Origin of the sequence: Paraflavitalea devenefica (genome assembly GCF_011759375.1) — a bacterium.
GTDB lineage: Bacteria > Bacteroidota > Bacteroidia > Chitinophagales > Chitinophagaceae > Paraflavitalea > Paraflavitalea devenefica.
This window is the reverse complement of the sequence record NZ_JAARML010000003.1, coordinates 851,171-871,049: the sequence shown is the minus strand read 5'-3', so window position 1 is coordinate 871,049 and position 19,879 is coordinate 851,171. Positions and strand designations below refer to the sequence as shown.

The 19,879-nt window shown below is 46.0% G+C and carries 17 protein-coding genes; 3 read left to right on the top strand and 14 right to left on the bottom strand.

From position 1 onward, the window contains the following. Positions 1-21: 21 nt before the first annotated feature. The 8 genes from HB364_RS21835 to clpB all read right to left on the bottom strand — a co-directional run bounded on the left by HB364_RS21835 (position 22) and on the right by clpB (position 10,131). Positions 22-1,437: a porin family protein gene (locus HB364_RS21835; protein WP_167290435.1), complete on the bottom strand. Its 1,416-nt coding sequence runs from the start codon at positions 1,435-1,437 to the stop codon at positions 22-24. Then, entirely contained in the window at positions 1,421-2,011 is a 591-nt protein-coding gene (locus tag HB364_RS21830; RefSeq protein WP_167290434.1) for an RNA polymerase sigma factor, read from the bottom strand. The genes HB364_RS21835 and HB364_RS21830 overlap by 17 nt, the downstream gene beginning before the upstream one ends. Positions 2,012-2,127: 116 nt before the next feature. Beyond that, positions 2,128-3,561: a DUF4403 family protein gene (locus HB364_RS21825; RefSeq protein ID WP_167290433.1), complete on the bottom strand. Its 1,434-nt coding sequence runs from the start codon at positions 3,559-3,561 to the stop codon at positions 2,128-2,130. A 280-nt stretch (positions 3,562-3,841) separates the two neighbouring features. Next, complete coding sequence (locus HB364_RS21820) at positions 3,842-4,546, bottom strand: hypothetical protein (RefSeq protein ID WP_167290432.1); 705 nt, start codon at positions 4,544-4,546, stop codon at positions 3,842-3,844. 417 nt (positions 4,547-4,963) lie between these two features. Further along, entirely contained in the window at positions 4,964-5,692 is a 729-nt protein-coding gene (locus HB364_RS21815) for a response regulator transcription factor (protein WP_167290431.1), read from the bottom strand. 7 nt (positions 5,693-5,699) lie between these two features. Next, a complete protein-coding gene (locus HB364_RS21810; RefSeq protein WP_167290430.1) occupies positions 5,700-6,311 on the bottom strand; it encodes a response regulator transcription factor in 612 nt (203 codons plus the stop codon). A 528-nt stretch (positions 6,312-6,839) separates the two neighbouring features. Continuing rightward, a complete protein-coding gene (locus HB364_RS21805; RefSeq protein WP_246228568.1) occupies positions 6,840-7,412 on the bottom strand; it encodes a DsbA family protein in 573 nt (190 codons plus the stop codon). Positions 7,413-7,512: 100 nt separating this feature from the next. Then, positions 7,513-10,131: an ATP-dependent chaperone ClpB gene (gene clpB, locus HB364_RS21800; protein ID WP_167290429.1), complete on the bottom strand. Its 2,619-nt coding sequence runs from the start codon at positions 10,129-10,131 to the stop codon at positions 7,513-7,515. Positions 10,132-10,308: 177 nt separating this feature from the next. Here clpB and HB364_RS21795 point away from each other — a divergent pair, with 177 nt between their 5' ends. Continuing rightward, entirely contained in the window at positions 10,309-11,355 is a 1,047-nt protein-coding gene (locus tag HB364_RS21795; protein WP_167290428.1) for a serine hydrolase domain-containing protein, read from the top strand. A gap of 24 nt (positions 11,356-11,379) precedes the next feature. On the opposite strand, the gene HB364_RS21790 is transcribed toward HB364_RS21795, so the two are convergent. Together HB364_RS21790 and HB364_RS33570 are read right to left on the bottom strand one after the other, a co-directional pair. Next, a complete protein-coding gene (locus HB364_RS21790) occupies positions 11,380-12,486 on the bottom strand; it encodes a GTP pyrophosphokinase (RefSeq protein ID WP_167290427.1) in 1,107 nt (368 codons plus the stop codon). Positions 12,487-12,525: 39 nt separating this feature from the next. Beyond that, entirely contained in the window at positions 12,526-14,010 is a 1,485-nt protein-coding gene (locus HB364_RS33570; RefSeq protein WP_167290426.1) for a xylulokinase, read from the bottom strand. Between the two features lie 112 nt (positions 14,011-14,122). Here HB364_RS33570 and queG point away from each other — a divergent pair, with 112 nt between their 5' ends. Both queG and HB364_RS21775 read left to right on the top strand, forming a co-directional pair. Next, on the top strand, positions 14,123-15,079 hold the full coding sequence (queG, locus tag HB364_RS21780) for a tRNA epoxyqueuosine(34) reductase QueG (RefSeq protein WP_167290425.1): 957 nt from the start codon (positions 14,123-14,125) through the stop codon (positions 15,077-15,079). Further along, a complete protein-coding gene (locus HB364_RS21775; protein WP_167290424.1) occupies positions 15,057-15,536 on the top strand; it encodes a YdeI/OmpD-associated family protein in 480 nt (159 codons plus the stop codon). The genes queG and HB364_RS21775 overlap by 23 nt, the downstream gene beginning before the upstream one ends. A gap of 76 nt (positions 15,537-15,612) precedes the next feature. Here HB364_RS21775 and HB364_RS21770 read toward each other — a convergent pair whose 3' ends face one another. From HB364_RS21770 to HB364_RS21755, 4 genes are read right to left on the bottom strand one after another with little or no spacing between them, the layout of a single operon-like run. Continuing rightward, complete coding sequence (locus HB364_RS21770) at positions 15,613-16,212, bottom strand: hypothetical protein (RefSeq protein WP_167290423.1); 600 nt, start codon at positions 16,210-16,212, stop codon at positions 15,613-15,615. Between the two features lie 6 nt (positions 16,213-16,218). Continuing rightward, entirely contained in the window at positions 16,219-17,514 is a 1,296-nt protein-coding gene (locus tag HB364_RS21765) for an LVIVD repeat-containing protein (RefSeq protein WP_167290422.1), read from the bottom strand. 52 nt (positions 17,515-17,566) lie between these two features. Beyond that, positions 17,567-19,225 carry an outer membrane beta-barrel protein gene (locus HB364_RS21760; RefSeq protein WP_167290421.1) on the bottom strand — a complete coding sequence of 553 codons (1,659 nt, stop codon included), beginning with the start codon at positions 19,223-19,225 and terminating at the stop codon, positions 17,567-17,569. After that, positions 19,212-19,772, bottom strand: coding sequence for an RNA polymerase sigma factor (locus HB364_RS21755; RefSeq protein WP_167290475.1), 561 nt, complete (start codon positions 19,770-19,772; stop codon positions 19,212-19,214). The genes HB364_RS21760 and HB364_RS21755 overlap by 14 nt, the downstream gene beginning before the upstream one ends. Between the last annotated feature and the right edge of the window lie 107 nt (positions 19,773-19,879).

The following is a 19,879-nucleotide window of genomic DNA, read 5'->3' as shown; positions in this document are numbered from 1 at the left end:
GCACTGCGTTCAATCAATATATCATTTCCCCAGTTTATACTTCAGGGAGAAATAAATGCCATAGCTGTTCAGGTCCAGCTTGCCATAACCCAATCCTTTTAAGGGGAACTTGAAGTAAGGCTCTGCCTGTATTGTAAAACGCTTATTGAGCGCCCGTTCAAAACCTGCCGAGAGGTTCAGGATGGAGAACAGGTAGGTGCTGGTAGAATCTCTGTCCCAACCCCGCTGATAACGGGTTCCATTATAAGTGTAATCGTAATCGTAATACTCACTGTTCATGATGTAGGAAGAAGCGCCTGCATTGACAAACCAGCGCTGATTTTTATTGACGGAGATGTCATACCGCACATTAAGGGGTATTTCAAACATCTGGCAATAGCCTTGTACAGAATGAATATCGGTATAGCGCCACCAGCCGGTCTTTGTCCAGTCTTTGCCCTCAGCCGTATAATTCTTCCTGGTATACAGTAAGCCCGTATTGGCCGACCAGCGATCGGAAAAACGGTAGCCAATCTGTATGCCTACATTGTAGCCCACCTTATCCATGTCGGTAAACTTCACATTGCTCATATCGGGGCCGGCTACCAGGCCTATTTCAAATCCTTTGGAGGGTTGCTCTTTTTTCTTTGGCGGTGTTTTTTCAGCAGCAGTACTGTCAGCAGCCGGGACCGGCAGCGGCGGTGCTTTGATAGGCCCTATATCCCCAGCCTTTATGCCAGCACTGGTTACCAGGCTTGCCCTGAGCAAATCATCATCCTGTGCTGCATCTTGTCCATGTATCTTCGGGTTAGTAAGCTTATGCTGCAGGGGCTGGTTATTTTGATTATCGGCCACGACACTTTCACCATCTTGCCTGCCGCCTTTTTTCTTTCCGCTTGTGTGATTGGCTTTGGGGCGGGTATTGTAGGTGGTAGAGGGAAGTCCTGCAGAAAACTTGCTGTTTTTGGCTGCCGGTGTGGAAGCTGTAGGATTATCAGTATGTCCGGGTGATGCAGGTGTTGTCTGCTGTTGTTGAGCAGTGGCGCCGGTTGACGGCGTAACAGCAGCCAGAGCAGGCACATCATCCGTTGGGGCCGGCTTAGCGGCGTCCTGTTGGGGTATCCCCACATTTGGGGATGGCTGGTTGGCGGCAGGGGTTGTATTTTTAGTGTCTTGCTGAGCGGGTATTGCAGTACCATCTGTACCCTCGGTATGGGCCATCTGGATGGTAGGATTATTTTTACCGGTCATCATCCACAACAAACCGGCGCCTGCCAGTAGAACGATCAGGAATAACCAGAACAGGAAACGCCTCCTCTCCTTCTCTTCTTTGAGAGGCAGTTCCTTATTGAGCCGGTTTTCAAGCGCTTCCCAACCTGATGTGCTTGATTCCACATCATATTGGTCGGCAGCGTCCCTGCTCAAACGGTCCAGGTCGTTATCATTGAGGGGATACATACACGTTGTACTGTGTTTTATTCAACAATAGTTTTCTAAGGTTATCACGGGCTTTTGATAAGTTGGATTTGGATGCGCCTACCGATATTCCCAGTTCCTTAGCAATCTCCTCATGGCTTAATCCATCAATCACGAATAAATTGAACACTGCTCTGTAACCGGGCGATAGTAAACGGATCGCTTCTATTATTTCTTTATACGACAATACATCAATGCCGGTTGCACTATGGTCGGGAATGGATTCAGACTCATGACTTAATACGTGTCCATTGACAGATGCGTTTGCTTTACGGTAATGATCAATACAAGTATTGACCAAAATCCGCTTAAACCAGCCCTTGAGGGCCAATAACGTATCTTCCTGGCGGTTTTCATCAAACTGGTGTATGTTCTTAAACAGCTTGACAAAACCTTCGTTCATGATCTCTTCTGACTCTTCCTGTGCATTGGTGTAACGGTAGCAAATTTTCATAGCAAACCCGCGGAGCAGGTAATAGAGCTCCTTTTGGCTGTTACGGTCATTTTGGCGACAGCCGTTCAACAGGGCAGAAATTTTCGGGTTATCTGCGAGCAAGGGTGGTTGGTTTACAATTGTAAAACTTTTCTAATAAGTTACAATATTAGGTCACCCCCATAATACGTAGCGCATATTTCCCTGGTTGCTTTGCCTTTATTTTTTCTTGCCCCGTTTTATCGCTTCATACTCAACAAATTAGCTGAAGGCCGGCCTATAAGCACGATGCTGCCTTTAATATAGACCTGTACCTGGATATAGTCTTTCTGGGGCAATAACCCCACTACCTTAACGCTTTCCAACTGTCCCGCAGTACTCATCCAGGCAGTAACGGGCTGATTAAGGCGCGCCTCAATGAGGGGTTTATTTTTCTGGATAAGAGCCGCTATGTCCAGTACTGATTTACCCTGTAGCTCTTTCATGATCCTTTTACGGAACATGCCCTTAGCTATATTGACCAGGATATCCTTTGTATCGAGGGCAAAACTGATGTCGGGCATGGACAAAAACTGACGGGCCGTATCCAGCACCGGGGTACCACTCAGGTGCAATACCCCTTTCCGGTTGCCCGTAAAGGAAACATCCACCGCTATTTTACCATCATTGCTGCCCCGGATATTGATGTCTTTGATCACAAATGTTCTGCCCTCCACTTCGAAAGGCTTATTGCTCAAACTGTCATTGAGCAGTTTATTGAAGAACTTGTATTCGTATACGGCATTGAGGTAAGTGCTGATAATACCGTTATTATCGGCATTGGTAATAGGCGGCAAAGGGGCCCTGGTCACCAGCCGGTTACTATCAGAAGAGAATTGTGGCATACCCTGGAAACCCAATGAAAAATACAGGGTATCCCTGTTCACATTAAACCGGCCTACCCGCAGCATGGAAGGATTGAGGTTGAGAAAACCATAGTGACTGATGGGCATTACCCGGCTGCCGCCACTGCGCCATTGCTTCAGCAGATCATTGTTATTAATAGCCTGCACAAAATTGTCGAAAGTGGTGCAATAACTTTCTACCGATGCTTTGATACTATCCATGATCTCGGCAGTCATATCATTTTGCAGGAGGGTTACCTGGCATTTGTCTATCGGCTTCAATGTTTCCAGGCGCGTAATGGTCATGACCTGGTGATTGGGCTGCAGGTTGAGCAGGGAACTGATATTCAGGTCTACCCGGCGGAGCGCCTCATCGCCAAAGCCACAACTGCCGCTTACCCAGGGCGATACCTGCTTGTCGAAGGCACATACACAACGGCTGCCGGCTATCTGGTAATTGCCCCGGAAACCAATATTCACTTTGTTGTTAATACAAGTGAACACAAAGGGTGAACGAACGAAACGGTATTTGTAGCGGAAATCGCAACTGCTTTGCAGGTAGTTGGGCCATTTTTCACTGGTGAACTCTTTGGCCGTCATGCTGTCCATCAGGTTCAGCAGGGGCTTCATATATACTTTAACGGGAATATTGATCTGCGAAACCGGCAGGGCAGGCAATAGACGGGCGGGTGGTTCGGCCGGTGACGTGACTGCTTTTTTGGAGCTGCCGCAGGATGCCAGGAAAAATAAGGTACTGAAGATACAGCAAATGCCCGGGAAAAATTTCATGGTTGCTACTAACGGTTTAAGGCGTAAATATAAATGTCTGAACCGGGATTTTTTGGGTTTTTGGGATTGGTGGGAAGACATGGCTGGGTCTGAAGGACTTCTTTTGACCAGTCGTGCCAGCACTAACGAGGACTAAGGGTTGCTAAGGGGAGAACTGTTTTTTGTGGTGGTAATGGTTGACTGTTTGTTTGAGGAGTACAATCCACCAACAACGAATAAAGGGGGCAAAGCCCCCTTCTTATACTACTTTTTTCAATTATTTTCTCGGACAACAGTAATATTATAACGTTCTGTGGGCTTCCCAACTGCCAGAACCAGTATCCGAACTCCAACCTCCTTTAATATTGTTTCCGCTAACAATACCTGTAATTGTTGCGACCCGATTGGGATCTTCCCCGATAGTAGCTGTAATGTTATTGTTAGTTATTGAACCTTTTAAAGGGGGGATAACCTGGAAGTCAGCAGGAATAAACAATCCTTCAACTTTATCTTTTTTGATAACCAAATTCAGGGTGCCATTACCACCTTGTTCGGTAAAAGTGCCTTCAAAGCAATATGCTTGTGCATAAGACTCTTCTTTAAGTACCTGAGCAACTGCATTGCTATGACCGCTAATATGAATATTTGTAATAGTTGGGTTGCTTCCATCTGAATTCACTGTGAAATCAAAATAGTCATTATTATAGCGGAAAGTGATAGTGCTATTTGTGCCTTCTGTGGTTGAATTATTGGAGGTGTAAGTATACGATTTGTCATCAATTACCAAACTTGCCGATAACGTGGCACCGTCATTTTTAAAATTGATTAAAATATTTCCGGTTGATCCTACAAAAACTCCTTTATAAATACCATAGTTTTTGTTGTCGTATGTTGCTTTGGCAGTTGGGGTGTTTGATAAATTGCTACCAGTTTCATTCTTATCTTCATCTTTCGAGCAGGAAATAAGCATTACACTTGCTACTAAATAAGAGAACAATTTTTTCATTTAAGTTGCTTTTTAATGTAAAATGTGGTTTTTCAAAGTGGCGGACAGGTATTATTCGTACTGCAAGATGTAAAGGGTTTGCATCTTGTGAAATACTCACTTTTAGGTATTTTTTAAACCAAGCAGCGGGGCCATGCCTTAAAATACCTATTAGTGAGTATTTTTTTAATTGAAAGCCGCTCCGATATTTGCAAGCCACATGGGCAGGCAACAGTTTCACGGGAAGGTATAGCTTTAATTACATTCGGCAGGGCGTGTTTCCCTGCCGGTTGATATGAACCGCTTACCAAACGGTTTGTATTACCTGGAGCTGAAGGGATACCTCGTTAATTATGGAAAACAATTTTTGAAATAATAACTGTGCATGTCAGCTGATCTGATGGTATTATTCACTGTCAGATCAGATCAAAAGCCTGATTAATGCTTTATCAACCCGAAAGCCACGGCAAACCTGTACAATAGGGCAAAGCTTTTCAGCTCCAGTTTTTGGGTAATATTTCGGCGGTGCGTGTTAATGGTCAGTCGCGAAATGCATAAGGTATCAGCAATCTGCTTCGAACTTAATCCGCTTGCCAGCAGGGTGATGATGTCTTTTTCTTTTTTTGTGAGCAGGCTGAATTTTTTAAAATTCTTTTTCACCCAATCGCTTTCTTCCAGCACATTGTTGATTTTTGGGGCGATGGCGCCTAGCGAATTCACATCGTTTACCATCAGCAAAATTATATGCGAGTTTTCCTCGCCGGGCGTGTATAACAATTTCGCCGTGCCAAAATACCAGTTATAAGTGGAAGCGCCTTTGGGTTTTACGCGGTGGGTAAAACTAAAGACACGGGAAGGATCCTGCTGTTGCAGCAAAAAGGCATAGCCGGACATGATCCCTTCCGATTCTTCCCGAACAAAAAAACGTTGGAAATAATCAGGTCCCATCGCCTGTAGTTCCTCTACACTGTGCATCAGGATATCGCAACCTCTCTTGTTCATGTAGGTTACTGCATTTTGGCTCAAATCCGTCACCAACAGGTTCCCCGGCAGGTAATCGCCGATCTCCTCAACAGCACACTCACCGCTGCTTATCTTTTGGCTTAATGTAAACACCTGCTGGCCACTGGCATCTACAAGTTCATCGGTGGTAATTATTTTTTTCATGGGTTGTTCACTCGTTATGATCAGTTGAACTAATGAAACCCAAAACTTCGGCGAACTTCAACAGGTCGGCGGAGTTTTGTATGGATAATTTTCGATAGATGTTTTTGCGGTGTGTATTTACTGTGTGACGAGAAAGGTGAATGGCTTTTGCTATTTCATCGCTGGTCATTCCTTCGGCCACCAGTCCCAGTATCTCTTTTTCCCTATTGGTAAGCAAAGCAACTTTCTCCACGTTTTGCCTGAGGAAATCATACTGTTCCAGCACCCGATGCAGTTTTATCTTTACATCATCCGAAAGACCGGTGGTATAAGAGAACATTACTACTTCGTTTGGAAGCCCTTGTTCATCTTTGTGCAGCCTAGCCGATGCAACCAACCATTCCTGGGAATCTTTTCCATCCTTGCGATAAAAAAAACTATACAAAGCGTATGGATCTTTTTCTTTCAAAAAATGGGAAATCTCCCACACGAGTTGCTCCATCATTTCTTTTGAGGGAGGTTCGTCAAAATGTTTGTCGAGAAGCATAGGTGCAACCGGGGCAACGCTTTTTTGAAGCTCGCCGAGTGCAAAAACTTTTACATGGCCTGGAAACAGATTGAGTATTTCTTCTTCAGACATGATATGCTGCGCAGTTTTAACGAAATGGTTTTATATTAGATCAAACGCCTGCGTAAATTGGTTAATGTCGTAACTGGATTGGGCATTCAGTTGGGCCTTTATGTTGCGGTGGGTTTGGGCGGTATTCTCTGAAATATGTTGCCTTGGCGACTGGCAGGTCGTCCGCTATGGCATCAAGCGCCGCTATTTTTCTTTGAAGGTCGCATTCGATTGTCCCTCCGGCCGGAGCGAGGGAAGAAACAGGGTTTGGGTGCATATCAGTTAAAGGGTTGGTTGGGCAGGATAAGGCAGGGTTAAGCGCAAGAATAACGAAAAATGGCATTAATACCTAATATCAGGTATAGATATTGTGATTTTTTTGATTATTTAAATACAATCATTATAGTCCGGCTAAAATCGGGTTAAAAACGGCTGTATTCCTTTGCTAATAAGGATTACAGGATAAAAATGAGAACGTTGTCACCCTGAGCTTGTCGAAGGGCTTCGACAGAGTTTATCCCGCTCTGCGGGACTAAGCCTGACAATTTATTATGCCCGCTCTTTGGCGGGTGATTTACGCTTTCCTTTCAGGGCTTCATCAATGGCTTTGCTGAGGCCATCAAAAGTGGGCTTACCGGTATAGGGCACATCATTGATGAAGAAAGCAGGTACATCCCTTACGCCCAATGCCAGGCCCTCTAACAGGTCGGTACGTACTGTCCAGCCATAAAATGAATCTATCAGGCGGTTCAGGAAATGTTTATCACTTACGCCTGCATCTTTCGAATGTTCTTTCAGACTGACACTGCCCAGGTTCTTGCGGTTATGAAAGAGGATATCATGCATTTCCCAGAATTTACCCGCCTGCCCGGCCCCTACCGCAGCTTCGGCGGCCTTGTGTGCCCGCTGGTGCACCTGTGTAAGGGGGAAATGCCGGAAATTGAACCTGACCTGGTTACCATAGGCATGGAGCAGCTTTTTTACCACTTCATGCGCTTTGGCACAGGCCTCACTCTCATAATCGCCAAATTCTACCAGTTTCACCGGGGCATTGGCAGGACCCTGCCACATGTCTTTGGGTGAAATGATCTCAATGACTTTCGGTTTATTATTCATTGCCATATTTAAGTTTTTCTTAACAAAAAAGCCACTCCGCTCACGGCAGAATGGCTTTGGTAATATGCTATATAGACGGTTTTAGTGCGTCATAGGTGGCATGCGTTTAAGAAGCAATGTGGTTGTGGACCTCATTCCTGAATACCACTACCCCGTCAAATACATCCACTAAAACCGGACGTGATTTATCAATATCGCCGGCCAGGATCTTCTTCGATAACTGGTTGACGATCTCTTTCTGGATCAGCCGTTTGAGCGGACGGGCGCCGAATTGCGGATCATACCCATTTTCTGCCAGGTAGTCTACCGCATATTCACTGAACTGCAGGTCAATGCCATTCGTAGCCACCACCTTCCGCAGGTTATTGAGCTGGATATTGACAATACCCCTGATCTCTTTTTTGAGCAATGGCTGGAACATGATGATCTCATCCACCCGGTTCAGGAATTCGGGCCTGATGGTCTGCCGCAGGAGGTTCATCACTTCTGCTTTGGCTTTTTCCGTAGCCTCTTCAATATTCCGTTCATTGACCCCTTCAAAGGCTTCCTGTATGAGATGGCTGCCTATATTGCTGGTCATGATGATAATGGTGTTCTTAAAATTCACCACACGGCCTTTATTATCGGTCAGGCGGCCATCATCCAATACCTGCAGCAATACATTCCATACATCCGGGTTTGCTTTTTCAATTTCATCCAGCAGCACCACACTGTACGGTTTGCGCCTTACGGCTTCTGTGAGCTGACCACCTTCATCATATCCTACATATCCCGGAGGTGCGCCTACCAGCCTCGACACCGTATGTTTTTCCTGGTACTCACTCATGTCAATGCGCGTCATCATACTTTCATCATCGAAGAGGTATTCGGCCAGGGCTTTGGCCAGTTCCGTCTTACCTACACCGGTAGTACCGAGGAAGATGAAGGAACCGATAGGCTTCCTGGGATCCTGCAGGCCTGCACGACTACGGCGGATAGCATCCGCTACGGCGGTTATCCCTTCTTCCTGACCCACCACACGTTCATGGAGATGCTCTTCCAGGTGCAACAGTTTTTCCCTTTCGCTCTGCAACATACGCGTTACCGGTATCCCGGTTGCCTTTGCCACATTCTCTGCAATGTCTTCCGCATCTACTTCCTCTTTCAACAAACGCTTTTCATCTCTTCCATTCAACTGGCCGGAGAGATCTGCAATGATCTGTTCCTGTTCTTTTACTTTACCGTAGCGTATTTCAGCTACCTTACCGTATTCGCCATTGCGTTCTGCCTGTTCGGCCTCCAGCTTTAACTGTTCGATGGCCGCTTTGGCATTCTGTACTTTATCTACAATTTCTTTTTCTGCTTTCCATTTTGCCTTGAACGTGTCGCGCTCCACACTGAGGTTGGCAATTTCTGTATTGAGCTCACGCAGCTTTGCCTCATCATTCTCCCGCTTAATGGCCTCCCGTTCAATTTCCAACTGGCGTATCTGCCGCTCCAGCTTGTCCAGCTCTTCCGGCATACTGTTCATTTCCAGGCGCAGTTTGGCAGCGCTTTCATCAATCAGGTCAATGGCCTTATCGGGCAGGAAACGATCGGTAATGTACCGGTGCGAGAGTTCCACCGCTGCAATGATGGCTTCATCCTTGATCCGCACATGGTGGTGCGTTTCATAACGGTCTTTCAATCCCCGCAGGATGGAGATCGCATCTTCTACCGAAGGCTCTTCGATCATTACCTTCTGGAAGCGGCGTTCCAGCGCTTTATCTTTTTCAAAGAATTTCTGGTATTCATTCAGGGTGGTAGCACCAATGGCCCGCAGCTCACCCCTGGCCAGGGCCGGCTTCAGGATATTGGCAGCATCCATAGCACCCTCGCCACCACCTGCGCCAACAAGGGTATGTATCTCATCAATGAAGAGAATGATCTCTCCTTCACTGGTGCTTACTTCTTTTACTACGCCTTTCAGCCTTTCTTCAAATTCACCTTTGTATTTGGCGCCGGCAATCAACTGCCCCATGTCCAGTGCATAGATGATCTTTGTTTTCAGGTTCTCCGGTACATCGCCGTTTACAATACGCATCGCCAATCCTTCTGCAATGGCTGTTTTACCCACACCGGGTTCACCCACCAGGATAGGATTATTCTTACTGCGGCGGGAGAGGATGTGCAGGGTACGGCGTATCTCTTCATCCCTGCCGATCACAGGGTCCAGCTTACCCTGGCGGCCCAGTTCATTCAGGTTTTTGGCATATTTATTCAGGGCATTGAACTGGGTTTCCTGCGTTTGGCTTTTAATCGTATCGCCTTTGCGCAGGTCCTTAATGGCAGCTACCAGTCCTTTTTCAGTAAGACCGGCCTCTTTCAATAACCTGGCTGTATTGTCACTACCCTGTATGATGGCCACCACGAGGTGTTCCACACTCACGAATTCATCACCAAATTGTTTGAGGGTAGTACCTGCACGAAGTATAGCGTTATTGGCATCGCGGCCAATAGACTGGGCAGGCTGGGCGCCGCCACTTACCTTAGGCAGCTTGTTAATTGCTTCTTCCAGCTTGCTCTCCAGCAGGTTTAGGGTCACATTATTCTTTTTGAGCAGGTATTCCACGGGCGAATCCTGCTGCTCCAGCAGGCTCTTGAGCAGGTGCTCCGTTTCTATATTTACATTCCCGTAATTAAAAGCGATCTGTTGCGCCTGCGCGATCGCTTCCTGGGCCTTGATGGTAAAATTGTTCAGGTTCATAATCTCTTCCTTTTGGTATTTGGTAACGGTATCCGGGGTCTGTGGGGGCCTTATGGAGCTGGTAAAAGTATCGTTAATAACAACATTATGCCAACCCTTAAGGTTCAGATACCGTATTTTCAAATAACTTTAAACCCATTACACAAATCACAATCCAAGTCAAAATTTCCCGCATTTATGTCATTAAAACGCTCCCAAACCTGTCCAAAATTCAGTTTAGGCTTACTTTTCCTGCTATTGTTGCAGACTGTCCACGCCCAGGATTTCAGCCCTGTGGACCAACTGCTGGAGAAGAATAAGAAGCTGTTGGGCAACAATATCGTGGCCCTGGTTTGGAAAGATGGCAAACTGATTTACAAAAAAGAAATAGGCCAGGATTTTGTTGCCAAAACACAGGCGCCCATTGCCAGTTGCAGCAAGTGGTTAACGGCTGCTGTGATCATGACCCTGGTAGATGAGGGTAAGCTCTCACTCGATGACCGCGTGAGCAAGTATATCCCTGTGCTGGAAAAATATATGAAAAGTTACATCACCATCCGGGAATGCCTGTCGCACACTACCGGCATTGATGGAAAAGGCGGACTGGGCAGGCTGCTGGAACGGAGAAAGTTTGAATCACTCCAGGATGAGGCCAATGCCATTGCTGCGAAGGAAATATCCAATAACCCGGGCAAAGAGTTTGCCTACGGCCCCAGTGGGCTCAACCTGGCTGCCCGTGTAGCAGAGATTGTCAGCAAGAAGAGTTTTGACCGCCTGGTACAGGAAAAAATTACCCGGCCACTGAAGATGCGCGCCACTAATTTCACCAACGACAATGGAGGTGCTCCCAATCCTTCCGGCGGCGCCGTATCTTCCGCCCTTGATTATATGAACTTCCTCATAATGATGCTGAATAAAGGCGTGTTTGAAGGTAAGCGTATTTTGAGTGAGGCTTCTATTGCCGAAATGCAGAAAAACCATTTCCCCGGATTACCGGTGAAGTATACGCCCAAAGCAGCCGAAGGCTTTGAATATGGCCTGGGTGAATGGATACAGGAAAAAGATGCCAATGGCAATGCAACAGTACTGAGCAGTCCGGGCCTGTTTGGCACCTGGCCCTATATTGACAAATGCCGTAATTATGCCGCCATCATTTTCGTCAAAACAATCTTAGGCGAACAGAAGAAAGATTTTTATCTCCAATTCAAGGAAGCGGTGGATGAGCAGGTAGGAGTCTGTAAGTGAGAGATTGAGAGAGTTATCACTCTTCTAAGAGTTAGAAGGGTTAGTACCTCCCAGGGCTTTATACATCTGTATGAAGGCCTCAGCAAGATTACTTCGAACAGTTTGGTCTAAATTAGAACCTGCATCTCCCATATAACCCATTATATATTCCTTATCGAGTGATTGAGCGGCGTAGAAATGTTGGAAGATTGTAAAAGGTAAATTTTCTGGCAATTTGGTTAATGAAAAAACTTTTTGTATATCATTTGAAATCGTCATTTGTATAAACGAATTTGCAAATTGAATAAGTTTAATTTCATTTTTGTTTATACACCCTTCAAGCTGTTTAATTGTCTTAATACCCAAATATTCAAATTTTTGTAAACTATAGGTTAAATCCTTGCTCTCGTAAATAGTGATATTATTGTTCTCAGCAAGGGCTCTAATTAGTAACAAAACCCTATTAGATTTAAGAAATGCATGCAAAGATGCCTGGTTAATATCTACGTCTTGCGGCGCATCCTTTATAAGTTTTGCAACTACCTCTTCATAACCTATCAAATGCGTTTTTAGCCTATCAAACTCCTTATCCGCTGTTTCCAAAAGCGCTGCTAACCTGTTAAAATCCCTTTGATACACTTCTGGTACCGAATTCTTACTCTTATATCCTAAATCGTGCTCTATCTCTGCCCAAGCATGTTGAAGTATTGACCTAATCTGGATTTCACATTTAAGATCATTAAACGATTTATATTCTGTTACATCTTTTCTTGGACTATTGAGAGAGATCACGTAATGCAGCGACTTATAACCAAATTCATTTGTTTGGAGCTTTCTTTTATCAACTGAGTTTTCTTTATCTATTTCAAACTCTGCAATAATCAAATCTGCAACAATATCCACATCGCTTTCCAGATAGGTAATGATTCTTACACCGGCTAAGTCTGTAATATCAGTAAGGTTAGCATATTTGCCAGCCTTACTCATAATTTTATTTTTAAGACTTTCTCTATCTTTTGATCGTCCAGATATATAATGTACCTTTATTGACTTTTCCATTAATAACTCCCCAATCAGCCTTTCCATTTTCTTCGCAAATGAATCATAAATTCTGTATTGATTGTCATAATCAGAAAGAATGGGTTCAGTCATAAGCAATCGGTTTTAAAAATTATAATACAGCCGCCAGGCTTATAGATTTGATTGTAACATATGCTTCCATGCTCCATAAATATTTCTATACTGCTCCTGCAGGCCTTTCTCCGGTTCCAGTTTTTTGATCACGTTCATGCCGGTAAAGCAGGATACAAAGTCGGGATAGATACCTGCTCCTACACCAGCCGCCCGGGCGGCGCCGGCAGCGCCATCTGTATTGTACAGCTCCACCGTACATCCGGTAGTATTGGCAAACACTTTACCAAACACTTCACTGAGGAACATATTGGCATGGCCTGCCCGGATGGTTTTTAACTGCATGCCCATTTGCTGCATCACTTCCATACCGTATTGTAAGGAGAATACAATACCTTCCTGGGCAGCCCGGGCCACATGCCCGCGGTCGTGCCTGTTGAACTGCAATCCACGCAGCATAGCGCCCATATCCTTGTTCTCCAATACACGTTCGGCCCCATTGCCAAAAGGGAAGAATTGCAGGCCATCCGCACCAGGCGATACGGCGGCTGCCAATGCATTCATATCGGCATAGCTGGCCGCAGCAAAGAAGTTTTTCCGCAGCCAGCTATTGAGGATGCCGGTACCATTTACACATAGTAGTATGCCATAACGGGGTTGCGCATCGGTATGGTTCACATGTACAAAAGTATTCACCCTCGATTTAGGATCATATTCCACCTTATCCGTTACCCCATACACCACACCCGAAGTACCGGCTGTAGCGGCTACTTCACCGGGTTGCAGTACATTGAGCGAATAAGCATTATTGGGCTGATCGCCAGCCCGGTAACTCACCGGTATACCTGCTTTCAGGTGCAGGATGCCGGCAGCTTCGGCCGTTAACCTACCCTGCTCACCAAACGTGGGCACCATGGATGATAAGAGGTTTTCGTCTATACCATAATACTGCAGTAATTCTTTGGCGACGGACCTTGTTTTGAAGTTCCACAGGATGCCTTCCGACAATCCGGAAACCGTAGTGGTCGCTTCACCGGTCAGGCGCAGGGCGATGTAATCACCCGGCAGCATCACCTTGTGTATTTTTTTATAGAGCTCCGGCTCATTTTCTTTGACCCACTTTAGCTTGGAGGCCGTAAAGTTGCCCGGAGAGTTTAAGAAGTTGGATAGACTGAAATCTTCGCCCAATGCTTCAAAGGCTTTATTGCCGTATGCTACAGCCCTGCCATCGCACCAGATAATGGAGGGACGCAAAGGCTTTCCTGCTTTGTCCACGCAAACAAGGCCATGCATCTGGTAAGAGATACCAATAGCAGCTACTTCATCGCCCTGGAAAGCAACCTGCTGCCGTACTTTTTGCAGGGCATGCTGCAGTTCCTGCCACCACCTGTCGGGGTCCTGTTCGGCAAACCCGGTTTTAGGGGCTGCAATGGGCATTTCATCAGCAGGGGAAAAGGCCGTGGCCGCTATTTTACCATTGGCTATTTCTATTAAAGCGACCTTAACGGAGGAAGAGCCAATATCAAAACCAAGTAAATATTTCACAATCGTTTTATTTAGTGAAGTGTTTTTTTGTATGGGTAGCCAATTTAGGCATTTTATCTTTCATAAATTGCACCTGGAGAACTAAAGAACAGAATCCAGAAGGAAATACAAGATGCTTAAAACTGAGCAACATACCGCGCTTATTAAATCTTATGCTGCACAGCTTGGGTTTGATTATTGCGGCATAGCCCGGGCGCAGCGGCTGGAGGAGGATGCCCGGCGGCTGGAAAACTGGCTGCATCAAGGTATGCATGGCTCCATGCAATACATGGAAAATCATTTTGAGCTAAGGATAGACCCAACAAAGCTGGTACCCGGCGCCCAGTCGGTCATTACCCTGCTGTTGAATTATTATCCGGCGGAACAACAGGAACCGGAATCGCTCAAAGTTTCCAAATACGCCTACGGAAAAGACTACCATGAAGTGATCCGGGAGAAACTCAATAAGCTGCTGGCCTTAATAAAACTACACATCGGGGAAGTACATGGAAGAGGCTTTGTGGATTCGGCGCCTGTATTGGAGCGGGCATGGGCCCAGCGCAGCGGGCTGGGCTGGGTGGGCAGGAATGGTAACCTGCTTACCAAACAAGCCGGTTCCTTTTTCTTTATCGCCACCCTTATTACCGATCTTCCTTTGCAATATGATGATCCTTTTGCGAAAGATTATTGCGGCACCTGCCGTAAGTGTATTGACGCCTGCCCCACTGATGCCATACTGGACAATAAGGTAGTGGATGGCAGTAAATGTATTTCCTATTTTACGATTGAGCTGAAAGAAAAGCTGATCCCCGGGGATATGAAGAATAAGTTTGACAACTGGTTCTTTGGTTGTGATACCTGCCAGGATGTATGTCCGTGGAACCGGTTTTCCCGGCCTACCCATGAAATTGAATTCACGCCTATCCCTGAATTGCTCAACTTTACCACTGCCGAATGGCAGTCGCTCACGGAAGATTCCTTTAAAAAGATCTTCCGGCATTCTCCGCTCAAGCGTTCCAAATTCCAGGGTATACAACGTAACTTAACCTTTTTACAAAACACATCGCATGGAGAAGCCGCTGGTGAATAAAAAGTACAGGCTGCAAAGAATGCCCGGCAAAGGGGGCTGGACCTACATCGTTATAAAAGAAATAACACCTGATATGCGGGGGAAAAGGGGTATGGTGCAGGTAAAGGGACTTATTGATGATTATGAGCTGAAACCCTTTAACCTGATGCCCATGACCAATGGCAGCATGTTTATGCCCGTAAAGGTGGAGATCCGTAAGCAGATAAAAAAAAGTGAAGGCGACCAGGTGAAGCTGGTATTGTATGCCGACGATGATCCCCTGGATATCCCACCCGACCTGCTGGAATGCCTGCGGGATGAACCCGCTGCCCACAAAACATTTTATGGGTTTCCCGAAAGTGAGCAGAAACAATATATTGACTGGATCTACAGCGCCAAAAAAGAAGAAACCCGGGTAGAACGGATAGCTGAAGCTATTAACCGCCTTACCCGGGGACTGACATTCAGGGATAAATAAACAACCTTGTCACCCTGAGTCCCGCAAAGCGGGATAAACTCTGTCGAAGGGCTTCGACAGGCTCAGCCTGACATCATCAAAACTGCCAGCCTACTTTCAACGACAACCTGTTGAAAGTATATTTATATACTTCTTTACTGGTGGGCCAACATGCTCCCCAGAGTGGACATATCTCGTAAGGGGCATACTTCTGTTTTATCATCTTCAGGCTATAGCCCACACTCACCAGGAGCGCATGGCCTTTACCTAAGTTGTTTTTATATCCAAGCCCTGCGTCAAGGTAAAGATCGTTGTTGAACTTCCACCGGTCTTCCCCGCCTTTATCCTTATCCGTAGGCCATGAAAAGTTAATACCCCCATCCACGTAGATAAACGGCGTAGCTGTTTTATTGAGCAGGTCTTTCCGGACATCCAGGAATACCGGTACACCCCGTACTTTATAAAAATCCAATCCCACTCCTACTCCGGCAAACCAGGTTTTATATTTTATTCCGTTAATCGTTTGCGCCAGAAAGTAAGAACCTGTCTCCCCTGTTAAAAGACCAACCTGATTAATAGAACTAAATGTACAGGAGCATCCTTTTTTGACCGCCTTGCCCGTACTATCTGTTTGTGCGATGGCTGTTGCGGTAAAGCAACAAAGCATCACTATGATCCCTGCAATATTCCTGCGCATACTGTATTATTGTTTTCTATTCAGGTTAATTTTGCTGAGCAGTTTAATATTACCTGTGTTGGCATAGTTGTACTGATACAATCCGTCTTTGGCCACTACCAGCGCACGCTTGTCGAAAACGATGACATCAAAAGTCTCGATATCATCAATTTTCTTCAGCAGTTTGATAGCGCCCACGTTGGCGGCATCATATATCTTGAGGCCATCTTTACCATCACAGATGAATAACAGGTTACCGTCTTTGGCCAGCCCATGCGGATTGGTCATAGGATAGGTTTTGATTAGTGTGGGAGCGGTAAAGTTATTGCCCAGTTCAAGGACATCCAGTTGGTTGGTGAAACCCTGGCAGGCTGTTCCGGAACGCAGTGTTACGTAAGCATATTTATCATCAGCTATTACCGGATCACAGCTACTGACATGGGCAAAGGCAGCTGTTTTAACCGGTGCAGCAGGGCTGGATATATCATAGACGAACATGCCAGCCGTAGACCCTATGAACAATTTGCCTTTGAACGGGTAGATCGTTTCTATACCTCCGCCGATATTGGTTGTGCCCGACAATACAGGCTGCTGTGGTGTGGATACATCAAAAGTATTGAGCGAGTAGCTGGTCACCGTGTACAGATAATCGTTGACGAGGGTAAACCTGGCCATGGAACCACCTTGCCCACCACCCAGGTTCTTGGAAGCAAAGCTACCGGACTGATCAGCACTCGCCAGTGAATAGTAAGTTTCATACAGGTGTTGGTAAGATTCACATTCTATTGTAGTATCCCTTGATGTCCAGTCAACAATAACTTTTACTGAATCAGGATTGACCGGAGCATTGGGGTTATTGGGGTTATAATTATAATAGGCATAGTACATTCTACGATGCGGGAACACATTATCAAGAAAGCTCTTAGCTATTATGTCCTGTGGATTACTGATATCAAAGGCTACGAGGTCGCCCCAGGAATCGGCATACAAGGTATTGCCTTTTACTGCCAGGTCAACATTACCCGGGATATTAATGAAGGCAATATTCCTAGGCGCCGCAGGGTTGCTGTTATCAATGATATGGATACCCTTTTCCTGCTCGTTCAGAAAGATATAATTTCCGTAGATGTATAATTTACCAGGATATTCCAATGCCCGCGCCGGCTGGTTCTTCATACCCTGCCTTACCTCGGTAAGCGTTTTATATACAGGCGCGTAAAGCGTGTAGGTACGTGTGCAATGGTCTTTGAAACAACTGCTGAGTGACAGCAATAATAGCGCAGACGTTACCCATAACAGGTAGTTTTGATTCTTCCACGTCATAAAAAGGGTTTTTCTTGTTGACAGTGAAAGAAGAAAGAGCGTTGCCTGTTATTTATTTTTTAATCAGGACGCTTGCCCGCAGACCCGCTGACCATAAATACTGGCCGATCGCATAATCCTTTTTAAGCAAGTCGCTGACGTTATAACGTATCATAGGCCCTATCATTACCGGATGTTTGGACTGCGGGAACAATCCAAAATTAAAACCGGTAGAAACCGCCCATTGCAGTTTATTGAATAGTGCATTGTCTTCATAATACACTCCGCCCAGGCCATCATAATGCAGGGCTGTAGTGGTAAGTAATTTTGATACAGAGAAACCGGCATCCCATACAAGCGGTAACCGTTTGCCTTTATTCAACCGGGTATGTAAGGTGATGGGCAGTTCTATAAAATGATATTTATTCGTATACTCCTGGCTATAGTTGCCATTGTAATAAGACGACACCAACTGCGATGTGGAGGGAGCGCGGTTCACCGTTCTGTTGCTGTTCACTTTACTACCTACCACCATACGGGAGCTGAGGTAGCTATATTGTAAACCGGCAGAAAGGCTTAAACGCTTTGACAGAGTACGTTGTACAAATCCACCAACAGAGAAAGCGGGGCCCATGGTAATGGAAGACGGCTTGGTGACCGGCCTGGGGAATTGGGGCGCATAAGTGATCGTATTACCACCGAATTGAGGCGCGGCGGCCAGGTCTGCCACCGGCGCTTCTTTTTCCAAACTGAATAAGCCATCATCCGTTACACCTGAATAGCCTGCTTCTGCCTGAATGCCCCATTGCCATTTGGAGGACTTTTTCTTTTTCTCCGGCTGCACTTTTGCTATTGTTACAACGGGTGAATCGGACAGTGATGCAGTAACTACCTTTTTATTGATAGCGGCACTGTCTATCGTATTTGTTGCAGCCACGGTGCTATTACTTACCGCACTGTCAATGCCGGTAACGGCAGCGATACTGCTATCGGCTGTAACAGATGACACTACTACGGCCGAATCCACTTGTTTTGTATCGTTGTTTATGGCCAGGGCTGCACTATCAATCTGTTCAGTTGTTTGTTGTTGTGCGTCAGCCAGCTTATCCGTGATCACCGGCACATGAGTAACCGGCGGATTGTCTTTTTTCGTTTTCCGCACCGGGTGCTTTATCACTGTTGTATATACACGGGCCTGGTCATTGATAACCGGCTTACGCGTATTCTTTTTAACAGGCGTTTCTGATCGCTTTATTGTTACGGCTTTGTCTGTCTTCACGGGATCAGCGGTGTGGGCTGCTACTGACGGCTGGTTATGATCACCAGCGGGTGCAAGCACTGCTTTGGCAGTTTCGCCGGTCGTGGTGCCGGTAGCCTGGTTGCCGGAAGGCACGGAACTATTATCTTTTGAAGGATGGGCAGGAGTAGTATGGTCAGGTGTCTGTGTAGATGTTTTGGCCGATAGATTATCATTTTGTGTGGAAGAGGCAGCGGATGCAGGCGTTGATTGTTGTACCAGGTCCTGTTTGGCAGAACGGGATGTTCCCTGCAGGGCAATATATCCTCCGGCCCCCATGAACAGGAGTAATAACGGAATCCATATAATCATCCGGCGGCGGCGTTTATCCCTGCGGATATTCTTTTCCACCCCGGCCCACACAGCATTGGACGGGCGCAGCCTGAGCTGCTCCATCTTTAGCTGTACCTGTTTTTCAAAATCATGGTCGGACATAAGTTTCATTTTTGGTTTCCATATTCTGCTTTCTCAACCAGGTGATGAGCAAAGCACGGGCACGGGCATATTGTGAACGGGAAGTGCCTTCGTTAATACCGAGCATCTTCCCGATTTCTACATGAGAAAAACCTTCTACTGCATGCAGGTTAAAAATTGTCTGGTAACCGGTGGGCAACTGGCGTATCAGTTCTGCCAGGTCCTTGGCAAGTAGTTTCACTTCGGGGTTATCAGCCGACACGGGATGCAGGCTTGTGTCGAAATAGGCAAGGTCGGTTTGGTAACGGCTGTTCTTTTTCAGGTAATTGAGCGCTGTATTCACCATAATACGCCGTATCCATCCCCCTAATTCGCCTTCAAACTTATATTGGTCCAGGTGTTTGAATACTTTGATAAATCCTTCCTGTAATACGTCTTCCGCATCCGTCATAGACTTGGTATACCGATAGCAGATGCCCAACATACCCTCGGCGAAATGCTCGTAGAGTTGTCGCTGGGCCTCCGGTCGCCCTTTCAAACATTCTTTTACCAGCCTGTGATAATCCATCTCTATTACTACGGGTGACAGTTTACAAAGCACAACCGTTGCACTCCGGCTTTTTTTCAATGATCCTTCGACAAGCTCAGGATGACATTGCCAGGGGTGACATAAGT